Annotated in this window: 15 protein-coding genes and 1 tRNA gene; all 16 read left to right on the forward strand. The window is 39.0% G+C overall.

The annotated features are described in order from the left end of the window. Positions 1–23 precede the first annotated feature (23 nt). The 16 genes from secA (at position 24) to HZB59_02025 (ending at position 21,531) form a co-directional block, all read left to right on the forward strand. Complete coding sequence (gene secA, locus HZB59_01950; GenBank protein ID MBI5020177.1) at positions 24–3,113, forward strand: preprotein translocase subunit SecA; 3,090 nt, start codon at positions 24–26, stop codon at positions 3,111–3,113. 48 nt (positions 3,114–3,161) lie between these two features. Beyond that, complete coding sequence (locus tag HZB59_01955) at positions 3,162–3,824, forward strand: hypothetical protein (protein MBI5020178.1); 663 nt, start codon at positions 3,162–3,164, stop codon at positions 3,822–3,824. A gap of 40 nt (positions 3,825–3,864) precedes the next feature. Beyond that, the gene (locus HZB59_01960; GenBank protein ID MBI5020179.1) at positions 3,865–5,529 is read left to right on the forward strand and encodes an amidase; all 1,665 of its coding nucleotides are present in this window, start codon (positions 3,865–3,867) and stop codon (positions 5,527–5,529) included. A 2-nt stretch (positions 5,530–5,531) separates the two neighbouring features. Continuing rightward, positions 5,532–6,443 (forward strand): GTPase Era, encoded by a 912-nt coding sequence (gene era / locus HZB59_01965; GenBank protein MBI5020180.1) that lies wholly within the window; start codon positions 5,532–5,534, stop codon positions 6,441–6,443. Between the two features lie 37 nt (positions 6,444–6,480). Next, entirely contained in the window at positions 6,481–7,410 is a 930-nt protein-coding gene (locus HZB59_01970; protein MBI5020181.1) for an EamA family transporter, read from the forward strand. Between the two features lie 10 nt (positions 7,411–7,420). Next, the gene (locus HZB59_01975) at positions 7,421–9,283 is read left to right on the forward strand and encodes an excinuclease ABC subunit C (GenBank protein MBI5020182.1); all 1,863 of its coding nucleotides are present in this window, start codon (positions 7,421–7,423) and stop codon (positions 9,281–9,283) included. A 334-nt stretch (positions 9,284–9,617) separates the two neighbouring features. After that, positions 9,618–9,691 (forward strand) — tRNA-Val (locus HZB59_01980). Between the two features lie 138 nt (positions 9,692–9,829). Then, positions 9,830–10,375: a bifunctional pyr operon transcriptional regulator/uracil phosphoribosyltransferase PyrR gene (gene pyrR, locus HZB59_01985; GenBank protein ID MBI5020183.1), complete on the forward strand. Its 546-nt coding sequence runs from the start codon at positions 9,830–9,832 to the stop codon at positions 10,373–10,375. Beyond that, positions 10,375–11,295: an aspartate carbamoyltransferase catalytic subunit gene (locus HZB59_01990; GenBank protein ID MBI5020184.1), complete on the forward strand. Its 921-nt coding sequence runs from the start codon at positions 10,375–10,377 to the stop codon at positions 11,293–11,295. The genes pyrR and HZB59_01990 overlap by 1 nt, the downstream gene beginning before the upstream one ends. A 2-nt stretch (positions 11,296–11,297) precedes the next feature. Continuing rightward, on the forward strand, positions 11,298–12,578 hold the full coding sequence (locus HZB59_01995; protein MBI5020185.1) for a dihydroorotase: 1,281 nt from the start codon (positions 11,298–11,300) through the stop codon (positions 12,576–12,578). Between the two features lie 146 nt (positions 12,579–12,724). Continuing rightward, a complete protein-coding gene (locus tag HZB59_02000) occupies positions 12,725–13,537 on the forward strand; it encodes a hypothetical protein (protein ID MBI5020186.1) in 813 nt (270 codons plus the stop codon). A gap of 56 nt (positions 13,538–13,593) precedes the next feature. After that, positions 13,594–14,034 (forward strand): DUF4783 domain-containing protein, encoded by a 441-nt coding sequence (locus HZB59_02005; protein MBI5020187.1) that lies wholly within the window; start codon positions 13,594–13,596, stop codon positions 14,032–14,034. A 30-nt stretch (positions 14,035–14,064) separates the two neighbouring features. Beyond that, positions 14,065–17,940 (forward strand): HAMP domain-containing protein, encoded by a 3,876-nt coding sequence (locus tag HZB59_02010; GenBank protein MBI5020188.1) that lies wholly within the window; start codon positions 14,065–14,067, stop codon positions 17,938–17,940. Beyond that, on the forward strand, positions 17,940–18,686 hold the full coding sequence (gene pgeF, locus HZB59_02015) for a peptidoglycan editing factor PgeF (protein MBI5020189.1): 747 nt from the start codon (positions 17,940–17,942) through the stop codon (positions 18,684–18,686). Before HZB59_02010 ends, pgeF begins: the two co-directional genes overlap by 1 nt. Before the next feature lie 86 nt (positions 18,687–18,772). After that, on the forward strand, positions 18,773–20,605 hold the full coding sequence (gene glmS / locus HZB59_02020; GenBank protein MBI5020190.1) for a glutamine--fructose-6-phosphate transaminase (isomerizing): 1,833 nt from the start codon (positions 18,773–18,775) through the stop codon (positions 20,603–20,605). A gap of 80 nt (positions 20,606–20,685) precedes the next feature. Next, positions 20,686–21,531 carry an SDR family oxidoreductase gene (locus tag HZB59_02025; GenBank protein MBI5020191.1) on the forward strand — a complete coding sequence of 282 codons (846 nt, stop codon included), beginning with the start codon at positions 20,686–20,688 and terminating at the stop codon, positions 21,529–21,531. Positions 21,532–21,554: the final 23 nt, after the last annotated feature.

Genomic DNA, 21,554 nt, shown 5'->3' on the forward strand with positions numbered 1-21,554 from the left:
TTATTAATATTAGTGGCTAAAGAATGTTAAAGTTCCTATCAAAAATATTCCCAGGTAAATCAGAAAAAGATGTAAATAGAATTTTACCAATCGTTAAACAAATTAACGAGTATTTTGAAGAATATCAAAAATTGAGCGATGAAGAATTGTGCGGAAAAACTACTGACTTCCGCTCCAGAATCTCTGAAGCGATAAAAGAATACGAGGAAGAAATTCTTTCAAAGAAAGAATCTCTGAAATCAAACCAAGAATTATCTCTCGAAAATCGTGAAGCTATCTATACAGAAATAGAAAATCTTCAAAAAGATCGCGATGGTATGATTCAGCAAGTATTAACAGAAATCTTGCCAGAAGCGTTCGCGGTAGTTAAAGAAACGTGCAGACGGTTGGTAGGGCAATCGTGGGAAATAATGGGGCATAAGATTTTATGGGAGATGGTTCCGTTCGATGTCCAGTTAATCGGCGGAGTTGTGCTGCACGAAGGTAAAATTTCGGAAATGGCAACGGGCGAAGGTAAAACATTGGTAGCCACTATGCCACTTTATTTGAATGCGTTACCCGGTCGCGGTGTTCACCTCGTCACTGTTAATGATTATCTCGCGTTGCGCGACAGTTTATGGATGGGAAGAGTTTTTGAATTTCTCGGTTTGACTGTCGGGTGTATTCAAGCTCAAATGGATCCGTCTCAAAGAAAAAAACAATATGGTTGTGATATAACTTACGGGACAAATAACGAATTTGGATTTGATTATCTCCGTGACAACATGGTGATATCACGTGATGAACTTGTTCATCGTGAATTTTATTATGCTATAGTCGACGAAGTTGACTCGGTTCTTATAGATGAAGCTCGAACACCTCTAATCATCAGCGGACCTGTAGCCACCGAAGATCATAAATTTTCTGAAATGAAACCGAGAGTCGAGCGACTTGTAAATGCTCAGCGGAATTTTATCACGAAAATTGTTGCAGAGGCAGAGCAGTTTATCACTGATGGAAAAACAGAAGAAGCAGGCGTTCAAATACTTCGTGCATTCCGAGGATTACCCAAACATAAACGACTTGCAAAAGTACTATCAGAGCCGGCAAATAAGAAATTGATGCAGCAAACCGAAATGGAATACTTGCGCGATCAATCACGACGAATGCACGAAATCGATGATGAACTTTATTATGCAATCGATGAACGGAATCATACGATCAATCTCACAGAGAAAGGTCGGGAACTGCTTGCCGGTTCAACAAATGATAAAGATTTCTTCATACTACCGGACATCGGTACCGAGATTGCTTTACTCGAAAATAATTTGAACATGCCTACCGAAGAAAAACAACTTAAGAAAGACGAATTAAACCTTCAGTATGCAGAGCGGAGCGATCGAATTCATACCGTTACACAGTTGTTACGGGCATATTCGCTGTATGAAAAGGATGATGAATATGTGGTGACGGATGACGGTAAAGTTATGATCGTCGATGAATTCACAGGTCGTATGTTGGCGGGCAGAAGATTTTCGGATGGTTTACATCAAGCGATTGAAGCGAAGGAAGGGGTTCGTATCGAACGAGATATGCAGACACTCGCTACAATCACATTACAAAATTATTTTCGTCTCTACAAAAAACTTGCCGGCATGACCGGAACTGCAGAAACAGAAGCGCCTGAGTTTTTCGATATTTATAAACTTGATGTAACTGTCGTGCCTACAAATCAGGATATGATACGGGACGACATGGAAGATGTAATTTATAAAACGAAGCGTGAGAAATTTAATGCGGTAATAACAGAGATAGAAGCGCTTCGTAAAGCTAACCGTCCGGTTTTAGTGGGTACAACATCCGTTGAAGTTTCTGAAACATTGAGCAGGATGCTCAAGCGTCAAGGTGTTCCGCATAATGTGTTGAATGCAAAACATCATCAGCGCGAAGCGGAAATTGTTGCGCATGCCGGCTTACCCGGCGGCGTTACAATCGCAACAAATATGGCTGGACGCGGAACCGATATTAAACTTGGTCCCGGTGTTGCCGATGCAGGCGGTTTGCATATCATCGGAACCGAGAGGCACGAAGCACGCCGTATCGATCGGCAGTTGCGCGGTCGTGCCGGTCGTCAAGGCGATCCAGGTTCATCAAAATTTTATCTGTCACTCGAAGATGATCTTATGCGTTTATTCGGAAGCGATAGAATTGCCGGTATTATGGAGCGGTTGGGATTGAAAGAGGGAGATGTTATACAACATCCGATGATTAGCCGTTCTGTTCAACGAGCGCAGAAAAAGGTTGAAGAAAACAATTACGCTATTCGTAAACGATTACTTGAGTATGATAACGTGATGAATCAGCAGCGTGAGGTAATTTATTCGCGTAGACGGCATGCGTTATTCGGCGAACGTCTCAGAGAAGATATTTTCGAAATGCTTGATGATTTTCTTGACACTACCATCGAAAAACATTACGAGCAGGGAGATGTTGATGAATTTCGTGAGACAATGAGAACTAATCTCTTGGTAGATTTCGCTGTTACACCGGAACAGTGGGATAAACTCGGCAAAGAGGGTTTGAAAGTAGCGGCATACAAAGCATCTCTCGATTTTTATAAACGGAAAGAAGAGCGCATCGGGGCAGAGAATATGTCGATGCTTGAAAAAATGGTTGCTCTTCAGGTTATCGACGAAAGATGGAAAGATCATTTACGCGAGATGGATGATTTGAAAGAGGGAATTCACCTTCGTGCTTACGGACAGAAAGATCCGATCATCGAATACAAAACCGAAGCGTTCAGGATGTTCGTAGAATTGCTCGATTTAGTTCGCAACGAAACGATGAACTTAGTTTTTAAATTATTCCCTCAACAGACGCAGGAAGCACCTATATTACGTCAACCTAAAATTAGCAGACCACAAAATATGACGATGACACACGAATCGTCTCTGGGTATGGGATTGCAGGCAAGTCAGGCGCCGAGCGGAGATTCTACAACAGGTGAACAAAAAGGGGCTCCCGAATCGCGCGCAGGCAAGCCACAGCCAATTCACGTTGGCGATAAAGTAGGAAGAAATGATCCTTGTCCTTGCGGCAGTGGCAAAAAGTACAAACAATGTCATGGAAAATAAAATAACAATTAAAAAATATTTCATTCATTATATTTTTGGAGGTTTCAAATGACGCGATTAACAAGCGTAATCACAGCCATTATTATTTTATCTTCTCAAATATTTGCGCAGGAAGATACAACCGCAAGGAAACATTCGTTATATAAAGGGATGTGGGCGTTGCAGTTTCAAATTGATGGATTGATTAATAATATTCGCCTATCCGATTTCCAAGGAACGGGAATTTCAATTAAAAAACATCTTACGAATGAATCTGCGATAAGGTTGGGGCTTTCGATTGGAACCAGCATCTCAACATCTGATGAAGATAATTATTTGAGTGATACAACTCTCCCAACGAAAACAGCGGATGATCATTGGTATAGTTTGAATATCCGCACACAATATTTACACTATTTAACAGAATATTCTGATGTTAAAGTATATCTTGGTGTTGGCCCCCAGATAAATTACCAATGGTCGAAACGCGAATATAGCAGTAATGTTAGCTGGACAAAATATTATTCAGTTGCATTTGGCATGAGTGGTGCAGTAGGCGCAGAAATATTTATCACTCGTTGGATAAGTGGTCATGTTGAGACTGGGGCATCGATTGAATATAAATGGGAAGAAAATAAATCAACAGTCTATGGTGGTATTCGCGAGACTAAAAGAAAATATTTTATTTTTAGTCCATCTTCTGTAAAACTTGGTATCTCCTTATATTTCTAATGAAACCGTATAGAATTAAATATTGGAAGGGGGTTTGAAGATGAAAAGAAAATATTATTTCATTGTAGTTGCCATTGTCGGAGCGATTGCATTCTTTGCCGGTGCATTCCTTCAATCTCAATCTTCTAATCCAATAGCAAAAGAGATTGTTGCATCGGCAGAAAAGATTATCGGTCTATCATTCTCAGATGCCAAGCGCGATTCGATGCTCGATGGCTTAAACGACCAACTCAAAAGTTATGAAAGCTTGCGCCAACTCTCTTTACCGAATGATCTCCCACCAGCTATCGGTTTCAATCCGGTACCGGTAGGTTTTCAATTTGATATGAAAAAGAAATCGTTCAAGTTGGGGAAGTTAGGACGCGTGGAATTACCGAACGATGAGAATGAATTGGCTTTTTACTCGGTTGCTCAATTGGCTAAATTAATCAAATCAAAAAAAATCTCGTCGGAGGATTTAACAAAGTTATATATCAGCCGACTTAAAAAGTACAGTCCAAAACTTGAATGTGTCATTACATTAACAGAGAGTTTAGCCCTTGAGCAAGCGCGCCGCGCAGATAGAGAAATTGCAATCGGAAAATACAGAGGTCATTTACACGGAATTCCTTATGGTGCAAAAGATTTGTTGGCAACAAAAGGAATAAGAACAACTTGGGGATCTGTGCCATATAAAAATCAAATGATTGATGAAGATGCAACTGTAATCAGTAAGTTAGAAGAAGCGGGCGCGGTTCTTGTGGCAAAGTTAACCATGGGTGAACTTGCATGGGGTGATGTTTGGTTTGGCGGTAAGACGCGAAATCCTTGGAACACAATGGTTGGATCCAGCGGATCATCTGCAGGTTCTGCCTCCGCAACATCAGCAGGTTTGGTTGCATTTTCAATTGGAACAGAAACATGGGGTTCAATCGTATCACCATCTACGGTATGTGGCGTTAGCGGTTTGCGTCCCACATTCGGGCGGGTAAGCAGACACGGTGCAATGGCATTGAGTTGGTCGATGGATAAAATTGGTCCCATTTGTCGCACCGCTGAAGATTGCGCAATCGTTTTCAATTCAATTTACGGTGCTGATGGAATTGACCAGAGCGTTTACGATTATCCATTCTCATATGACGCCAATGCCAGGTTGAGTGATTTGAAGATAGGATATCTGAAGACTGAATTCGACAGTATCAAGGAGAACAAGAATATTTATATTCAGACACTGGAAACTCTTCGTTCATTAGGTGTAAATCTGATTCCGGTAAGTTTGCCTAAATATCCTGTGAATGAGCTTGCATTCATCTTAAACGCGGAAGCCGGAGCCGCATTTGATGATTTAACACGAAACGGTCAGGATGATCTACTTGTTCGTCAAATTAAGGATGCTTGGCCCAATGTGTTCAGAGTGTCGCGCTTCATTCCTGCAGTTGAATATATACAGGCAAATCGTCATAGATTTGTTCTGATTCAGGAGATGGAAAAAATATTTGAAGAAGTGGATTGCTACGTTGCTCCGCCGTTCGAAGGAGATAATCTTTTATTAACGAATCTCACGGGTCATCCGTGTGTTGTAGTTCCAAATGGTTTCTCAAAATCAGGTATGCCAACAAGCATAACATTCATCGGAAAGTTATTCGATGAAGGGACAATTTTAACACTGGCAAAACAATATCAAGATGCAACCGATTATCATCATAAACATCCGAAAATAAAATAAACATGGAAGAAATTCAGAAAAAAATATTTCACTGCGGTTACGTTGCAATAATCGGTGCACCGAATGTCGGTAAATCAACCCTCATTAATCAGCTCGTCGGCAGAAAAATTGCCGCGGTAACCCGCAAACCGCAAACCACACGACATAAGATATTGGGAATCATGACGACCGATGAATTCCAGATAATATTTGTCGATACACCGGGCGTGATGAAGCCGGCTTACCTGTTGCATGAGGTAATGATGAAGCAAACGATTTCAGTTATCGGAGATTCCGATGCAATCATATTCATGCTGGATGCATCTATGGATGAGAGAAGCGATAAGATGCAACAAACATTAGCGTATAATCTCTTGAAAAAAACCGGAACGCCGATTATACCGGTTCTGAACAAAATCGATTTGTTAGACCAAACAATTCTTGACCGGCGGATCAAACACGCGAAGGAAATGTATGGTTTTGAAGAAATATTCTTAATCTCTGCTCTGACTAATACCGGAATCCCCGACATGCTTAATGCATTATCGTCTAAATTGCCGGAACATCCGGCATTTTATCCCGCAGAAGTTATCAGCGAACAGCCGGAAAAGTTTTTTGTTGCAGAAATAATTAGGGAAAAAATATTCGAACAGTACGAGGAAGAAATCCCTTACTCAACTTCTGTGGATATAGTAGAATTCAAAGAACAAGATGGACGCAAGGATGTAATTCATGCCGAAATTTATGTCGAGAAAGAGCAACAGAAAGGAATAATCATTGGGAAAAAGGGACTGGCTCTTAAAAAAATTGGAGAGGAAGCCCGCAAAGATATTGAATTGTTTTTGGAGCGTCCGGTTTATCTGCAATTATATGTTAAAGTACGGGAGAAATGGCGCGAACAGCATAAATGGCTAAAACGTCTGGGTTATGAATGATCAATTATTCTATCGCCGGAGTAGCGATTAAGCATATATGTTGAAGACAGAAAAATCTTTGATCATAGCTGGTTTCATCCTGATTTCAATTATCTGGGGCTCCACCTGGTTAGTAATAAAAGTGGGGCTAACAAGCATTACACCGCTTTACGGGATTTCATTCCGCTTCATGATTGCCGCCGGCATCTTGGCGATCATGATGAAGATGAGAGGAGAGAAGTTATATTTTGACAGAAGTTCGGTTATACAATACATAAATCTTGCAGTGCTTTCATTCAGTTTTCCTTTCGCATTGGTTTATTGGGGAGAACAATATATTGCATCCGGTTTAGCATCTGTATTATTTGGTGCTTATCCATTTGTTGTCGCTTTCGGCTCTCACCTTTATCTGCCAACGGAGAGATTAAACGTTTTGAAATCGATTGGTATTGTATTAGGATTCTCTGGAATCATAATCATATTTTGGACAGATCTCCACTTGGGTTCGGCAAATGTATTAGGTATGTCGGCAATACTCCTAAGTACAGTTTTGCAAGGAACCTCATTGGTGATATTGAAAAGGATAAATCATCCAATGAGTCCGACAGCTTTAAGTTTAGGCGGGATGCTATTCGGTTTGCTGATAATGATTCCGCTTGCAATTATTTTTGAAGATATCTCGAGTTTAAAGTTCGATGGGTCGGGCGTTGGTTCGATTCTGTATCTTTCAACATTCGGGACCGTTGTTACCTTTGTAACATATTATTGGTTAATGAAAAGAGTGGAAGTAGTATATCTCTCCCTCGTATCGTTCGTGACTCCGATACTAGCTGTCGCATTGGGAAGTATCTTGTTAAACGAAAAACTGTCGGGGCAGATATTTTTTGGAACAGGTTTCGTTTTGATTGGAATATTAACAGCAAATGGCGGCGATTTAACATTACAAATAAAAAAAATGTTAGGACGGGTAAAAAATAACGGTCAGTAAATCAATTATTATGGCTGAAAAATATTTTAAAAACCCGCACAACTTAAATCTTAGTAACAAACTTGCAAACCTTCCAAAAAACCCTGGTGTTTACCAGTTCAAGAATGCCAATAATGATATCCTTTATATAGGTAAAGCATTAAATCTTCGAAATCGTGTTCGTCAATATTTCCATCGGTGCGGTAATATTTCTTCACGAATTAAAGCGATGATTCCAAAAATTGCCGATATAGAACTCATAATCACAGATTCGGAAATTGAAGCTCTGATTCTTGAGGCAACTCTTATCAAGAAACACAAACCGCATTATAATATCGATCTTAAGGATGATAAAAGTTATCCATACATCGTAATCACGAAAGAACCCTACCCCCGTATTTTTGTAACAAGAAAAATCGTTAATGATGGTTCAAAATATTTTGGTCCGTACACTGAAGTCGGATATATGAGAGAGTCTCTCAAAATGATAAAGGACATATTTAAAGTCAGAAGCTGTAATTATTTTCTTGACGATGAATCGATCTTAAAGAAGAAATATAAATTATGTCTTGATTATCATATCAATCAATGCGATGGTCCGTGCGAGGGATTAGTCTCAGAAGAAAAGTATAATGAGATGATAGATAGTGTTGCACTTTTATTGAAAGGGAAAACAGGAAAACTGATTTCTGATTGGGAGGCACGAATGAATTCGGCTGCAGAAGGATTACACTTTGAAGAAGCGAAACGATATCGTGACGGTATAAATCAATTACGGATTTACAGCGAAAGACAAAAAATTATTGAGCCGAACCTTTCCGATAGAGATATAATCGCGCTTGTGAAAGATGTTGATGATGCATGCTGTGTGATATTTAATGTTCGTGAGGGTAAAATTACCGGTAAAAAGCATTTATTGATTAAAAGAGTAGAAGGGAAACCGGAAGAAGAAATTATTGAACAGATGGTTCAAAATTATTATTTAGATGCAACAGAGATCCCTTCTGAAATATATTTATCACACCGGCCGGTAAGTATATCGGTTATTCAAGAATGGCTAAAGAATAAGAGAGATGGTAGATTTAAGATCATCATTCCTCGAGCGGGTGAGAAAATACGTTTGATGAATATGTGCAAATTAAACGCTAAGATAATACTTGATGAATATTTGTCGAGAAGAAATTTGAGGAACCAAAAGATCCCCGAAGCGCTGCTGGTGCTGAAAAAGCATTTGCAACTTAAGACAATCCCGCACCGGATCGAATGTTTTGATATATCGAATATACAAGGGACCGATTCAGTTGCTTCCATGGTAGTATTCATTGACGGTAAACCAAGAAAATCGGAGTATCGAAAATTTAAAATAAATTCAGTACTCGGAGCAGATGATTATGCCAGTATGAAAGAAGTGATCGGAAGAAGATACAAGCGGTTGCTTGAAGAAAAGTCACAACCACCTGATCTGATAATGGTTGATGGTGGCAAGGGGCAACTGTCGAGTGCGACAGAAGTCTTAAAATTACTTCAACTGTGGAAAGAAGAAAAAAAAGGAGTGAGTATAATTGGGCTTGCCAAAAAATTGGAAGAAGTATATCTTCCTGAAACACCCGAACCGCAGAATATTCCAAAAGCGTCACCTGCTCTTCATCTGCTTCAGAGAATCAGGAATGAAGCGCATAGATTCGCAATATCATATCATAGGCAGTTACGCGGAAAACGAACTATCAAAACTGAAATCGAAGAAATCGGAGGAATAGGGAAGCAATATTCTAATAAATTGCTCAAATATTTCGGATCACTAAAAGGTATCCAAATTGCAAGTTATGAAAAGCTTAAGGAAATAGTCGGTGCTAAGAATGCGGTGAAAATTATTCAATATTTTAGTGAAAAATAAAGAAATGTGGAAATAAATGGATTCAAATTGGGTGTAGGAATCTTGACTACAAATTTTATATATTAATTCTCGTTACATATTTTATTAGAATATATTATATTTACTTAGTTAAATTTTATGTGTGTCTGGTTCCCGCTTCGAAATCAAGGCCCTCCCACTTGGTTTCACCGCCAGGCACACATTTTTTATTCTCCATTCTTTAGAAGCATTTCATTTATTTTTAAACATCAAAAGATTCATTATTCCTATCGTCGTAGTTATCAAGATTTTCGATATAAACAGAACTTGTCAAGTTTGTTTATTTCTCAACAAATAATTAGATTACTCAGCGTTTGGGCGATTAGCTCAGTTGGTTGGAGCGCACGGTTCACATCCGTGAGGTCATAGGTTCAAGTCCTATATCGCCCACAAAAAATTTAATTTATCAACCTTTAACCCGATCCCGAGAGTTCGGAAAGGAAACTAAAATGAATATTATTATTTTGACAAACCTCCACCTTTTTAATAAGGGTTGGAGGTTTTTTATTTTCTTAACCGGAGATAAAGATGATGCATAAAATAATTGATGAAACAGGTTTCGGACGAACCCTTACCCGTCTTGCTCATGAAATTATCGAACGAAATAAAGGAGCCGGGAATATCGCTGTCATTGGCATTCGTACTCGGGGAGAATATTTAGCCAAGAGACTTGCAGATATGATATCTTCGATCGAGAAGAAAGAAATCAAGATCGGATTATTAGATATAACTTTATATCGCGACGATCTGAAAGAAATACAAAATCAACCGTTGTTGAAAGGAACCGAAATATCTTTTGATGTGAATAAGAAAGATATCATCCTTATAGACGATGTCTTGTTTACCGGTAGAACAGTTCGTGCCGCTCTGGATGAATTAACCGATCTCGGCAGACCGGCAAGCATTCAACTTGCTGTGTTGATTGATCGGGGACATCGTGAATTGCCGATCAGGGCAGACTTCGTCGGGAAAAATTTACCGACATCGTTGGATGAGGAAGTAAAAGTATTGATGAAAGAAATTGATTCAGAAGATTCAGTCGTGTTAAAATATTTGGAGAAAGGAGAAAACTGATGCCACTTCAAAATCGCCATCTTCTTGGTTTGGAAGGAGTGTCTAAAGAGGACATCCAATTAATCCTTGATACTGCTGTTACATTCAGGGAAGTTTTAGAAAGACCGATAAAAAAAGTCCCGACACTTCAAGGAAAAACAATCGTAAATTTGTTTTTTGAAAGCTCCACCCGCACAAGAATATCATTCGAGTTAGCTGAACGACGTTTGTCGGCAGATGTTGTGAATTTTTCTGCTGATATGAGCAGTCTGAAGAAGGGCGAAACTCTCAAAGACACCGCACGCAATATCGAAGCGATGAAAATAGATATTGTTGTAATGCGCCATGGCGCACCAGGTGCTGCTCTGTTTCTAAGTCGCGTTATTGATTCCGTGATAATTAACGCAGGGGATGGAGCGCATGAACATCCAACGCAAGCCCTGCTCGATCTTTATTCGATACATGAAAAACATAAAACAATCAAAGGATTGAAAGTCTGCATAGTTGGTGATATTTCTCATAGCCGGGTCGCACTATCAAATATTTATGGTCTGAAAACAATGGGTGCTGAGGTTGCGATTTGTGGTCCTGCTACGTTGATTCCATCCGAGATCGAAAATCTAGGTGTGAACACATTCAACCGCATCGATGATGCCATCGCTTGGTCTGATGTTTTAAACGTATTGCGAATTCAACTTGAACGTCAAGACAGGAGTAACATCCCATCGTTGAGAGAATACAGAAAATATTTCGCTGTAACAAAAGAGAGAATTCAGAAAGCTGGTAAACAAATTACAATCATGCACCCCGGTCCAATAAACCGCGATGTTGAATTATCGGCAGATGTCGCGGATAGCGAACATTCAATAATTCTTCAACAAGTATTGAACGGTGTCGCTGTTAGAATGGCAGTACTTTATTTATTAGGTACAAGGAGTTGATCATGAAATATATTCTCAAAAATACAATCATAGTCGATCCAACAAATCCAATCCAAGAACCGGTTGATATTCTTATTATCGATGGTTTGATTGAAAATATCGGGAAATCTATCCCAACTTCAAAAAACGATCAGGTAATTGACTTGGATGGAAATATAATTGCACCCGGTTTCATAGATATGCATGTGCATCTTAGAGAACCCGGTTATGAGTATAAAGAAACGATTGAAAGTGGCTGTATGGCTGCTGCTGCGGGTGGTTTTACAGCAGTATGTTGTATGCCGAACACCAATCCGGTTATTGACGATGAATCTCTGGTCAGAGGGATTATCGAAAAAGCAAAAAGCGTCAATGGAGGAATTGTTGATATTTATCCAATAGCAGCAATAACAAAATCGCGGGAAGGAAAAGAGCTTTCACCTATGATGGAACTGGCTGATGCCGGAGCAATTGCATTTTCTGATGATGGTTCTTCCGTTGATAATGCTGAAGTATTAAGACGAGCAATGGAATATTCTACGATGGTTAACAAACCGATTATTCAACATGCCGAAGACCGCGAATTGGCTAAAGGTGGTGTTATGAATGAGGGTTTTGTTTCAACAACTCTCGGTATGCCACCCATACCGTCGATTGCTGAAACTGTTGTTCTCGCACGTGATCTCTTGATTGCCGGCTTGACAGGAGCTAAATATCATGCGGCTCATATCAGCACAAGAAAATCGGTTGAGTTGATTCGCGATGCAAAAAGAGCAGGAATATTCGCAAGCTGTGAAGTTACACCTCATCATTTTACTCTGACGGATGAAGTTGTTCGATCGTTCGATACTAATACAAAAATGAGCCCGCCATTACGATCACATGATGATTTGTTGGCTTTGAAAGAAGGATTGCGCGATGGAATAATAGATGTGATTGCAACCGATCACGCGCCTCATTCTTTTGATGAAAAACAAGTCGAATATTTATTCGCGCCATTTGGAATTGTGGGACTTGAAACCGCAATCGCTTTAGCGATAACAGAGTTAGTGAAAACAGGATATCTCTCTCTCGTTCAACTTGTTGAAAAATATTCGATCAATCCAAGAAAGATTTTGAATCTCCCGCCGGTTATGATCAAGGTAGGAGAGAGAGCTAACATGACAATCATCAATCCCGATACAAAATGGATTGTTTATGTTGATAAATTCAAATCCAAATCAAAAAATTCTCCATTTAATGGACGGACCCTCATAGGTAAAGCAGTTGGGATTTTCAACAATGGTAAGCTTTTGATGCACTAAATAGAATAGTGTCTGATATACTGAACTCTAAATTTTATATTTTTAGACAGTGAGGATGTAAAATCCCCAATAAAATATCAGGATGAATGAATCCTTTTGGCATGTTCTTTGGTTTATATGTAGCTAAAGAAGAAAGGAGATTTATCATGAAAACTATTATTGCCATTCTTAGTGCGATTGTAGTGTTATCTCAAATTGGTTGCGACGAGCATTTCTTGCAAGTCGATAACACCCCACCTCTATCACCAAAAGGATTATATGCGTTTGCAGGGGATGATTATGTTGAACTATCTTGGCTCGCGAACGGTGAAGCTGATCTTGAAGGATACAATATTTTTGTCAGCACAACTCCAAGCGGTAAATATCAATATATCGGTTCAACAAAAAGTGAAGCGTATTATGATAAAGATGCGAGAAACGGTATAACTTATTATTATAAGCTGACATCATATGATTACGACGGAAATGAAAGCATACTCAGCAAAGAGTATGCGTATGCTACTCCGCGTCCGGAAGGATTTGATGTGGATCTGAAAAATTATCGTGACAATCCGAATTATGCCGGATACGATTTCTCCACAAACACAATCGGACCTTATGATGATCAATACACCGATTTGTTCTTTGAATATTTTGATGGCATCTATTATTTCAATGTTTGGAATGATACAGAAATCCAAGATATGGGCTACACGAGTTCGCTTGATGAAATAGCACAATCTCCCACCCGAGGGTGGTCACCGACCGGAGATGTTCGCTTAATTGCGGGTCATACATATGTGTTAAAAACCTGGGATGCTCATTATGCAAAAGTTCGTGTGATTTCGTTATCTGCAAATCAGGTGATTTTTGATTGGGCATATCAATTACAGTCTGGCAATACATTTTTAAAGAAAATTGTTGCGAACGAAAGAGGAAAATTAAATGCAGCGAAAGGATTCAGTGACAGGCACAATTAAAAAACGGTCGGTTTGACTTTATTCTTTCTTTAGAGTATTTTTGATTCATGCACGATATGAATAAAATATCAATCACACTCTCTTTTTGGGTCTATTTTTGGTTCATGACAGTAATGGCTTTTGCTCAACCAACTGCAAATGTATCTCAATTTGCGACTGATGCAAGAAAATTGATTGCACTGACCGAAATTGCGATAAAGCAAGGGGAGATGAATAACATATCATCTGCGTTGGGTCGTGAGGTGACAATAAATATCCGCAATGGTGAAAGTGGGTTGTTCAGCTCGAATCAATCTGTTGTCATTCTTCAAAATTATTTCTCAACGAGAAGAATTGTGCAATTTGCTTTCACAACTAAACAGGATGATCGCGAATCATTTTATGCCACAGGAGGTGGGATATTTTCAATCAGGGGCCGTCGGGAACACTTTCAGATTTATGTCGGACTAACTATCAAGGATGGTCGCTTGGTTATTTCTCAATTTAATGTTTATTGATGATTTATCTTTAGGATTGAATTCCTAATCATGGGGAAAATCAAAAGAAAATATCTATTAATTCTGACCCTTTGTTTTGTTTCTATTATTGCATTAACATTCATTTATGAATCCATCAATACTGATGCGACTAAAAGAAATTGGCAAAATATTTCTTCCGATATAAAAGATGAACAAAAGCGATATATTCAAAATGAATTTATTCAATTTCAGCAATCGATTCTAAATCAACTGGAGCAACTATCAACAGATAGGTTTGTTGTTACAGCTATAAACGCTAAGGATGATCAAGATTCTCTATTTGATTATCTACTACGGGTCAAAAGCATTGGAACATCGATCGAGATATTCGATAGTAACAAAAATTCAGTCGCGTGGGTGAATGATTACGGTCCTCATATTCCACTTAAAAATATTGTTGATAGCGTCTCGATTACAATCATACAGAATCCTTTATTCACTTACATAGCGATAATTCGACCGATCATTGATAACGGGAAAACGTCAGGTTATATTGCGGGGAAGCGGTTACTCGATGTCAATTTGCCGCTCAGTAATAGATTCATCAATGAGAAGACATTTAGCAATACTTTTGCGGGAAAATTATCGGTCACACCCGAATTTCAATTTTCAAACGTGAACCATGAATCAGCGTCTAATAATAATTATTCAATTCCACTTATTGGGCTCGACAATGCGATATTGGGAGAAGCACATCTACCTGTTCCGACGATCGATGAATATCTGGAAGCATCATCCAACACTATAAATTTAATTAAAGGGATTTTAGAGATAATTATATTTCTCCTGGTTATTGCTTTTTTAAAAGAAGTTATTCGAAAATTTTCGGATGCAATTCAATTCATTATAATCACAATCTTAATATGGTCGGCACGCTATTTATTGATTTGGACAAACGTTCCGAATCAACTATTCCCCGCTTGGTTTAATCCGAAATATTATGCATCACCATTCGGTTACGGAATAGCACATTCACTTGGTGACTTATTTTTGTCGTCAATATTCGTAATGATAACCATTTTATTCTTGTGCTATTTTTATTTTAGCTATTATAAAACTCATGATAAAATAAGCAGTTATTCAAATAAATATTTAAAGATAATCAGTACCGCTCTTCTCGTCGTTATTTTTCTCTTAATAATTCGGGCAATGGCTGCGATATTCCGCAGCGCGGTGCGCGATTCAACAATCTCTCTAAACGATTTAACCACATTACTCCCCAACATAGAATCAACAGTTTTATTATTCGGACTGTTTTTCACTTTGTTTTCTATCGTTAGTCTACAAATGGTTATAATCGATTTAATACGTCGATTGATCAGTGATATCCTAAAGAAAAATAAAACACGGATATATGCCTGGACGGTAACCTGCATTATTTTATTGATGGGAGGAATAACATTCGGGTTAATTCAGAAGTCACCATTATTGTCTCTTGAGGCGCGAGCGGTTTTAACAATGGGACTAATCGCCGCAACATATATTGCAACTACCACGGCATATTCGAATTCAGGAGGAAATAGGTTACCAAGAGTTGGGATTGTTGTATTTATAACAGCGGTTCTGATCATGATGCCGGTTTTACGGGTAGAAATGGAAAACAAAGAATGCGCATCGGTGGAGAACTTTTCAAGAGTGGTAATAAAACCTACCAATGATTGGTTATCGTATCTTGTTGATCAAACTATAGCGGAATGCGTTGATAGTGATGCCGTTAAGACAATCAAAACTAACGATCGACAAGAATATTCTGTGCTTGCATTTAAAAAGTGGGCAAGAAGTTTATTGAGTACCGAAGGAAATATTTGTTCAATTAGATATTACAATTCGATAGGAGAGCCGATAAGCACTTTCAAAATTGGTGCTGCTATCTCGATAACTGATGATTCAGCGATAAAAGATTCAATATTTTATTCGCGATCATATCAAGTTGATAGAAACATTCGCGGTGTTTTAACAAGGTGGCATATAAGAACATCTGTTATGACTGATGCTCGGAGTGATACGATTGGTTCGGTCAGGGTAGAGATAACCGGTAATAAATTAACACTACTTAAAGGTGAAATTCCTGAAATATTACGAACTTCATCAAGACAAACTCCGGTAGGATTGGAACAACCATTAATGTTAACTGAATATTTCAGAGATACGATTGTTTCTTCATCCGAGGAAACTTTTTACGCCGGGAGAACGCTTCAGACAGGGATTAAGGAGGAGATACAAAAACGTAACAACTTTTGGATTAAAGAAGAATTTGATGGTAAATATTACGAAAGTTATTATTTCAAAGATGAAAATGATCCATCAGCCGAATCGATTTATAACATCCGGCGTCAGGAACCGGGATATTTTTTAAGCTTTTTCTGGTTTATAAGAATAGGTTTTATTTTCCTAATACTCGGCGTATTCATTTTTATTGCTAATTATATCTGGAATATTTTTAATAAGAAAAATAAAATATTCAGTTTTGCCGAGAAATTACTTATATCATATCTAGTCGTGGCTGTCTTTCCTGTTTTATTTTTCAGTTATTACAACAAGCAAACAACAAACAAACGTGTTGAGGTAGATTTGCAATCTCAATTGCAAGACCAAACAGAGATTGTAGTTACTGAACTGAAACGTCGGTTCGATATCAGCAATCCGGTTTCTATCTCGCGGGTTTATGATTCCGATTGTTCAAATATTGCAGAAGATATCAATATCGATTTCGATATTTACTCATCAACGGAATTGAGTTCCACGAGTATGCCGGAATTATATGATGCGGAGCTCCTAGATTCACATCTTGATGCTTCCGCGTATCAAGAGTTATTTATCAGAGGACGAATGTTCTGTTCGCAGAAAAAGGTATTAGGAAATCTGACTTATGTCGTTGGGTACAGACCATTACACTCGGAGGATGGTAGAATTATCGGAGTTATTAGTGTACCCACACTGCTTAAGCAAAGTCAGCGGGATATGGAAATGGTGCAATCTAATGCTGTTTTGTTTTCGATTTTTGGAATTGTTTTCGCGATTTCAATCTTTTTAGGTTTGATATTGTCGCGTCAATTCGGTATTCCAATCCAAAACCTGATTGAGGCAACCCGTGAAATTGCCCGGGGTAATTTATCATATAAAAGAAAACTATTCCGCTCTGATGAATTAGGCGAATTAGACCGCGCTTTCGAAAAGATGTCTCATGATTTAAAAAACAAGCAAGATCAGTTGATAGTTGCTCAGAGGGAAGCGGCTTGGCGGGAGATGGCTAAGCAGGTAGCTCACGAAATTAAAAATCCGCTTACTCCGATGAAGTTATCGCTTCAGCACCTTCGTGCGGCATTTCAGGATCGTGCAAAAAATTTAAGTGAGATCGTGGAAAAAGTAACAAGTACGACACTTGAGCAGATCGAAACCCTTAGTAAGATTGCCACCGAATTTTCTCACATGGCGAAGATGCCTGCACGGAATATGCAAATGATAGATCTTCATCAAATTCTCAATGAATCCAAAAATCTTTTTGGCGAATATAAAGGTGTCATTATTAATCTTAATCTCAATGCATCACGATCTATCATCCGAGGAGATCACGATGAGGTTCGGAGGGCATTTATCAATATTTTAAAGAACAGTGTCCAGGCATTGAAGGAAAAAGGAAAAATAACTATCAGTTCCGAAGATAGAAATGAAAACATCCAAATTAAAATCATTGATGATGGTCCCGGATTGAATAGCGAAGCGCTGGAGCACTTGTTTGAATTGAATTTTTCCACCAAGTCGGAAGGTATGGGAATCGGGTTGGCAATTGTGAAAAAGACAGTAACCGATTTCGGAGGAACCATAGAAATTCAAAGCAATCAAGGTGGTGGAGTGGTGGTCTCGATTATCTTTCCGCTGATATAATGATGGTTATTAAACCGAACGTTTTCTCTTTCGATCAAAAATTAGTCTGTGCTCTCAGCACAAGAGTTGGAGGTGTGTCGGCTGAACCGTTTGGTATGAACCTTAGTTATAAAGTCGGAGATCGGATTGAAAATGTTACGATGAACCGTGAATTATTCTTTAAGCACATGGGTATTCCGCTTTCATCAGTGGCAATACCGGGTCAAATTCACAGCGATAATATTCAGATAATTTCCGAATCCGGAGAATATCCCAACTGTGATGGCTTAATTACAAATTCCAAAAATTTGTTTTTAGTTGTTACCGTCGCCGATTGCATACCGATAATGCTATACGATCATCGAGCTCAAGTATGTACCGCGATACACGCAGGATGGCGAGGGACAGAAAAAAGAATATTACTAAAAGCGATTGAGATATTACGCTCGAATTATTCGACAAGAATAAGCGACTTGTTCGCGTACCTTGGACCTTCCGCGCGAAAATGTTGTTATCAGATTGGTGAAGAGGTTGCAGATAAATTTGATAAAAAATATATAAAACATGAGAAAGGTACAGGTCTAAAACTCGATTTAATTGGGATTAACGTCGATATACTGAAAGAAGTCGGTGTGGAAGAAAATAAAATTGAAGTTGCTGAGTACTGTACGATCTGCAATCCGTCGTTATTTCATTCATATCGCAGAGATAAAGATTTATCGGGGCGGATGATGGCTGTAATTGGAATAAAACGCGAAGAAAACTGATTTCTTCCGGAAGATTGTTATTGATTAGATATTTTCATACATTTTTCAAACAGAAAATGTAGATCATTGGAAAATAGAAGAAGAATATGTGTGGAATTGTAGGATATATTGGAGAGAAAAACTCTTTACCGATATTAATTGAAGGATTAAGAAGATTAGAATACCGCGGGTACGACTCTGCAGGTGTGGCATTAATTCAGAATAAAGAATTGGTCTTGCATAAACAAGCCGGGAAAGTGAATGAATTAGCCCGGCTCGTCGAAGGGCAAAATATTTTCGCTTCTTTGGGAGTTGGCCATACAAGATGGGCGACTCACGGTGAACCGAATGACGTAAATGCGCATCCGCATGGCGATTGCAATGATGAGATCGCAGTGATTCACAACGGGATCATTGAGAATTTTGCAACATTAAAACGAAAATTAGAACGCGACGGTCATGTGATGCGAACAGACACCGATACTGAGGTAATCGCACACCTTATTGAAGAATTTTATAAAACCGAAAACGATTTATTCAAAGCCACACGTCTGGCTCTCCTCGAACTTCAGGGTACTTACGGTTTATTGGTCATCTCTAAAAATGAACCTGATAAAATTATTGCCGCTCGAAAAGGAAGTCCTTTGATGCTTGGTATCGGTGAGGGAGAAAATTATGTTGCTTCGGATGCTGCGGCACTTATCGATCACACAAGAAATGTTATCTACCTTAACGATGACGAGATTGTATCCGTTTCAAAAAAATCATTTTATATAAAAACCATACACGACAAGGAGATAATAAAAAAAGTAGAAAAGTTAACTTTTGATTTGGAGCAGATTGAAAAAGGCGGATTCGAACATTTCATGCTGAAAGAAATCCATGAGCAGCCCGAATCGATTCGCAATTCAATCAGGGGCCGTTTGCTTGTAGATGAAGGCATAGTGAAATTAGGCGGACTTGAACGTGGTCTTGATAAATTGTTACAGGCACCGAGAGTTTTAATAACTGCATGCGGTACATCGTGGCATGCGGCGCTGGTCGGGAAATATATGTTTGAACAATTAGCACGAATTCCGGTTGAGGTAGATTATGCTTCAGAATTTCGATATCGAAATCCAATAGTTCATTCGGACGATGTTTTACTCGTAATTAGTCAAAGCGGAGAGACTGCCGATACTTTGGCTGCACTTCGGGAAGCAAAATCGAAAGGTGCATCTGTACTGGGATTGGTGAATGTGGTAGGCAGCACCATAGCCCGAGAAACAGATGCAGGTGTATTCATTCATGCCGGACCGGAAATCGGTGTCGCTTCAACAAAAGCATTCACTTCACAGTTGGTGGTTTTATCACTGATATCAATTCTACTTGGCAAACATCGTGGTATGCCTGCCGATCAGGCAAAACTATTGGTGGAAGATCTTGCCTCCATCCCTTCTAAAATACAAAAGGTGTTGGAAAAAGTTGATCAGATAAAAAAGATTGCCAATGAGTTGAAAGATGCCAAGAATGTTCTTTTCTTAGGACGCGGAATAAATTTTCCAACCGCATTAGAGGGCGCTCTCAAGTTAAAAGAGATTTCGTACATTCATGCCGAAGGTTATCCGGCTGCTGAAATGAAACATGGTCCGATCGCCCTCATCGATGAAAAGATGCCTGTTGTTTTCATCGTTCCAAAAGATGCGATATACGAAAAAGTATTGAGTAACATGCAAGAAGTAAGAGCAAGAAAAGGACGTATAATTGCTATTGCAAATGAAGATGATGATGAAGTGGAGAAGCTTGCCGAGTTTGTTATCAAAGTACCACGAACCTATAGTTATTTTGGACCGATTGTTAATGTCATCCCGTTACAGTTGCTTGCTTATTATATTGCTGTGGCGCGTGGGTGCAACGTCGATCAACCTCGCAATTTGGCGAAAAGTGTTACGGTCGAGTGATAAATTTTTGATTTAACCTCAAAATTTCCTATTTTATACCCCATTGTCTTAATTAATTTTAGTCAGAAAGGAATGTGTCTATGACACGCGAACCTAGATTCAAATCGTCTGAGTGGGCACTCATTTTAGGTGCTTCAAGCGGATTCGGCGGTGCAACCGCGGTTGAGCTGGCTAGGAGAGGGATGAATATCTTTGGTGTTCATCTCGATCGGCAGGCAACGATGCCTGCAGTTCAACAAATTCTGAAAGAAATTAAACATGCCGGCGCTAAAGCGGTTTTTTTTAATATAAACGCTGCCGATGCCATTAAACGAGCGGAAACACTCGATGAAATCAAAGAACGATTTAATTTTGAACATGGAAGCACCGTTAAAGTACTTGTGCATTCATTAGCATTTGGAACTTTAAAACCATTCATCTGTAAGAAAGTTGAAGAAGAGATTACGCAAGCGCAGATGGAAATGACGCTCGACGTAATGGCGCATAGTTTGATATATTGGGTGCAGGGTTTATTGAGCAGGAATTTAATGCGTTCGGGGGGAAGAATTTTTGGATTAACAAGTTCAGGGGCTCACTCGGTAATTCCAACTTATGGAGCGGTTTCAGCTGCCAAAGCCGCACTTGAATCACACATCCGACAACTTTCGATGGAATTAGGGCCTTTAGGAATTACCGCAAATGCTATACTCGCAGGTGTAACAGAAACACCGGCTCTTAAAAAGATTCCTGGTGCTGCTAATATGATTCAAGTGGCAAAATTGAAAAATCCTCAGCATCGGTTGACTCTGCCCGAAGATGTTGCGCGCGCCATAGCATTGTTATCGCAGGATGATTCGTATTTCATCTCCGGTAACGTGATCGGAGTTGATGCCGGAGAGGATAAAGTAGGATATGTCAGTTTAAAAAGTAGTTCACACTCTGAATAATCAATCACCAAAATAAAAGAGAT

Source organism: Ignavibacteriales bacterium (assembly GCA_016214905.1).
Classification (GTDB): Bacteria; Bacteroidota; Ignavibacteria; order UBA10030; family SZUA-254; genus PNNN01.

Bases quoted from the DNA above. Each gene is read 5' to 3' on its own strand.
- HZB59_01975 (MBI5020182.1), top strand. From the start codon at position 7,421: ATGGCTGAAAAATATTTTAAAAACCCGCACAACTTAAATCTTAGTAAC.
- glmS (MBI5020190.1), top strand. From the start codon at position 18,773: ATGTGTGGAATTGTAGGATATATTGGAGAGAAAAACTCTTTACCGATA.
- pgeF (MBI5020189.1), top strand. From the start codon at position 17,940: ATGATGGTTATTAAACCGAACGTTTTCTCTTTCGATCAAAAATTAGTC.
- era (MBI5020180.1), top strand. From the start codon at position 5,532: ATGGAAGAAATTCAGAAAAAAATATTTCACTGCGGTTACGTTGCAATA.
- HZB59_02005 (MBI5020187.1), top strand. From the start codon at position 13,594: ATGAATAAAATATCAATCACACTCTCTTTTTGGGTCTATTTTTGGTTC.
- HZB59_01990 (MBI5020184.1), top strand. From the start codon at position 10,375: ATGCCACTTCAAAATCGCCATCTTCTTGGTTTGGAAGGAGTGTCTAAA.
- HZB59_02000 (MBI5020186.1), top strand. From the start codon at position 12,725: ATGAAAACTATTATTGCCATTCTTAGTGCGATTGTAGTGTTATCTCAA.
- HZB59_01995 (MBI5020185.1), top strand. From the start codon at position 11,298: ATGAAATATATTCTCAAAAATACAATCATAGTCGATCCAACAAATCCA.
- HZB59_02010 (MBI5020188.1), top strand. From the start codon at position 14,065: ATGGGGAAAATCAAAAGAAAATATCTATTAATTCTGACCCTTTGTTTT.
- secA (MBI5020177.1), top strand. From the start codon at position 24: ATGTTAAAGTTCCTATCAAAAATATTCCCAGGTAAATCAGAAAAAGAT.
- HZB59_02025 (MBI5020191.1), top strand. From the start codon at position 20,686: ATGACACGCGAACCTAGATTCAAATCGTCTGAGTGGGCACTCATTTTA.
- HZB59_01960 (MBI5020179.1), top strand. From the start codon at position 3,865: ATGAAAAGAAAATATTATTTCATTGTAGTTGCCATTGTCGGAGCGATT.
- HZB59_01970 (MBI5020181.1), top strand. From the start codon at position 6,481: ATGTTGAAGACAGAAAAATCTTTGATCATAGCTGGTTTCATCCTGATT.
- HZB59_01955 (MBI5020178.1), top strand. From the start codon at position 3,162: ATGACGCGATTAACAAGCGTAATCACAGCCATTATTATTTTATCTTCT.
- pyrR (MBI5020183.1), top strand. From the start codon at position 9,830: ATGATGCATAAAATAATTGATGAAACAGGTTTCGGACGAACCCTTACC.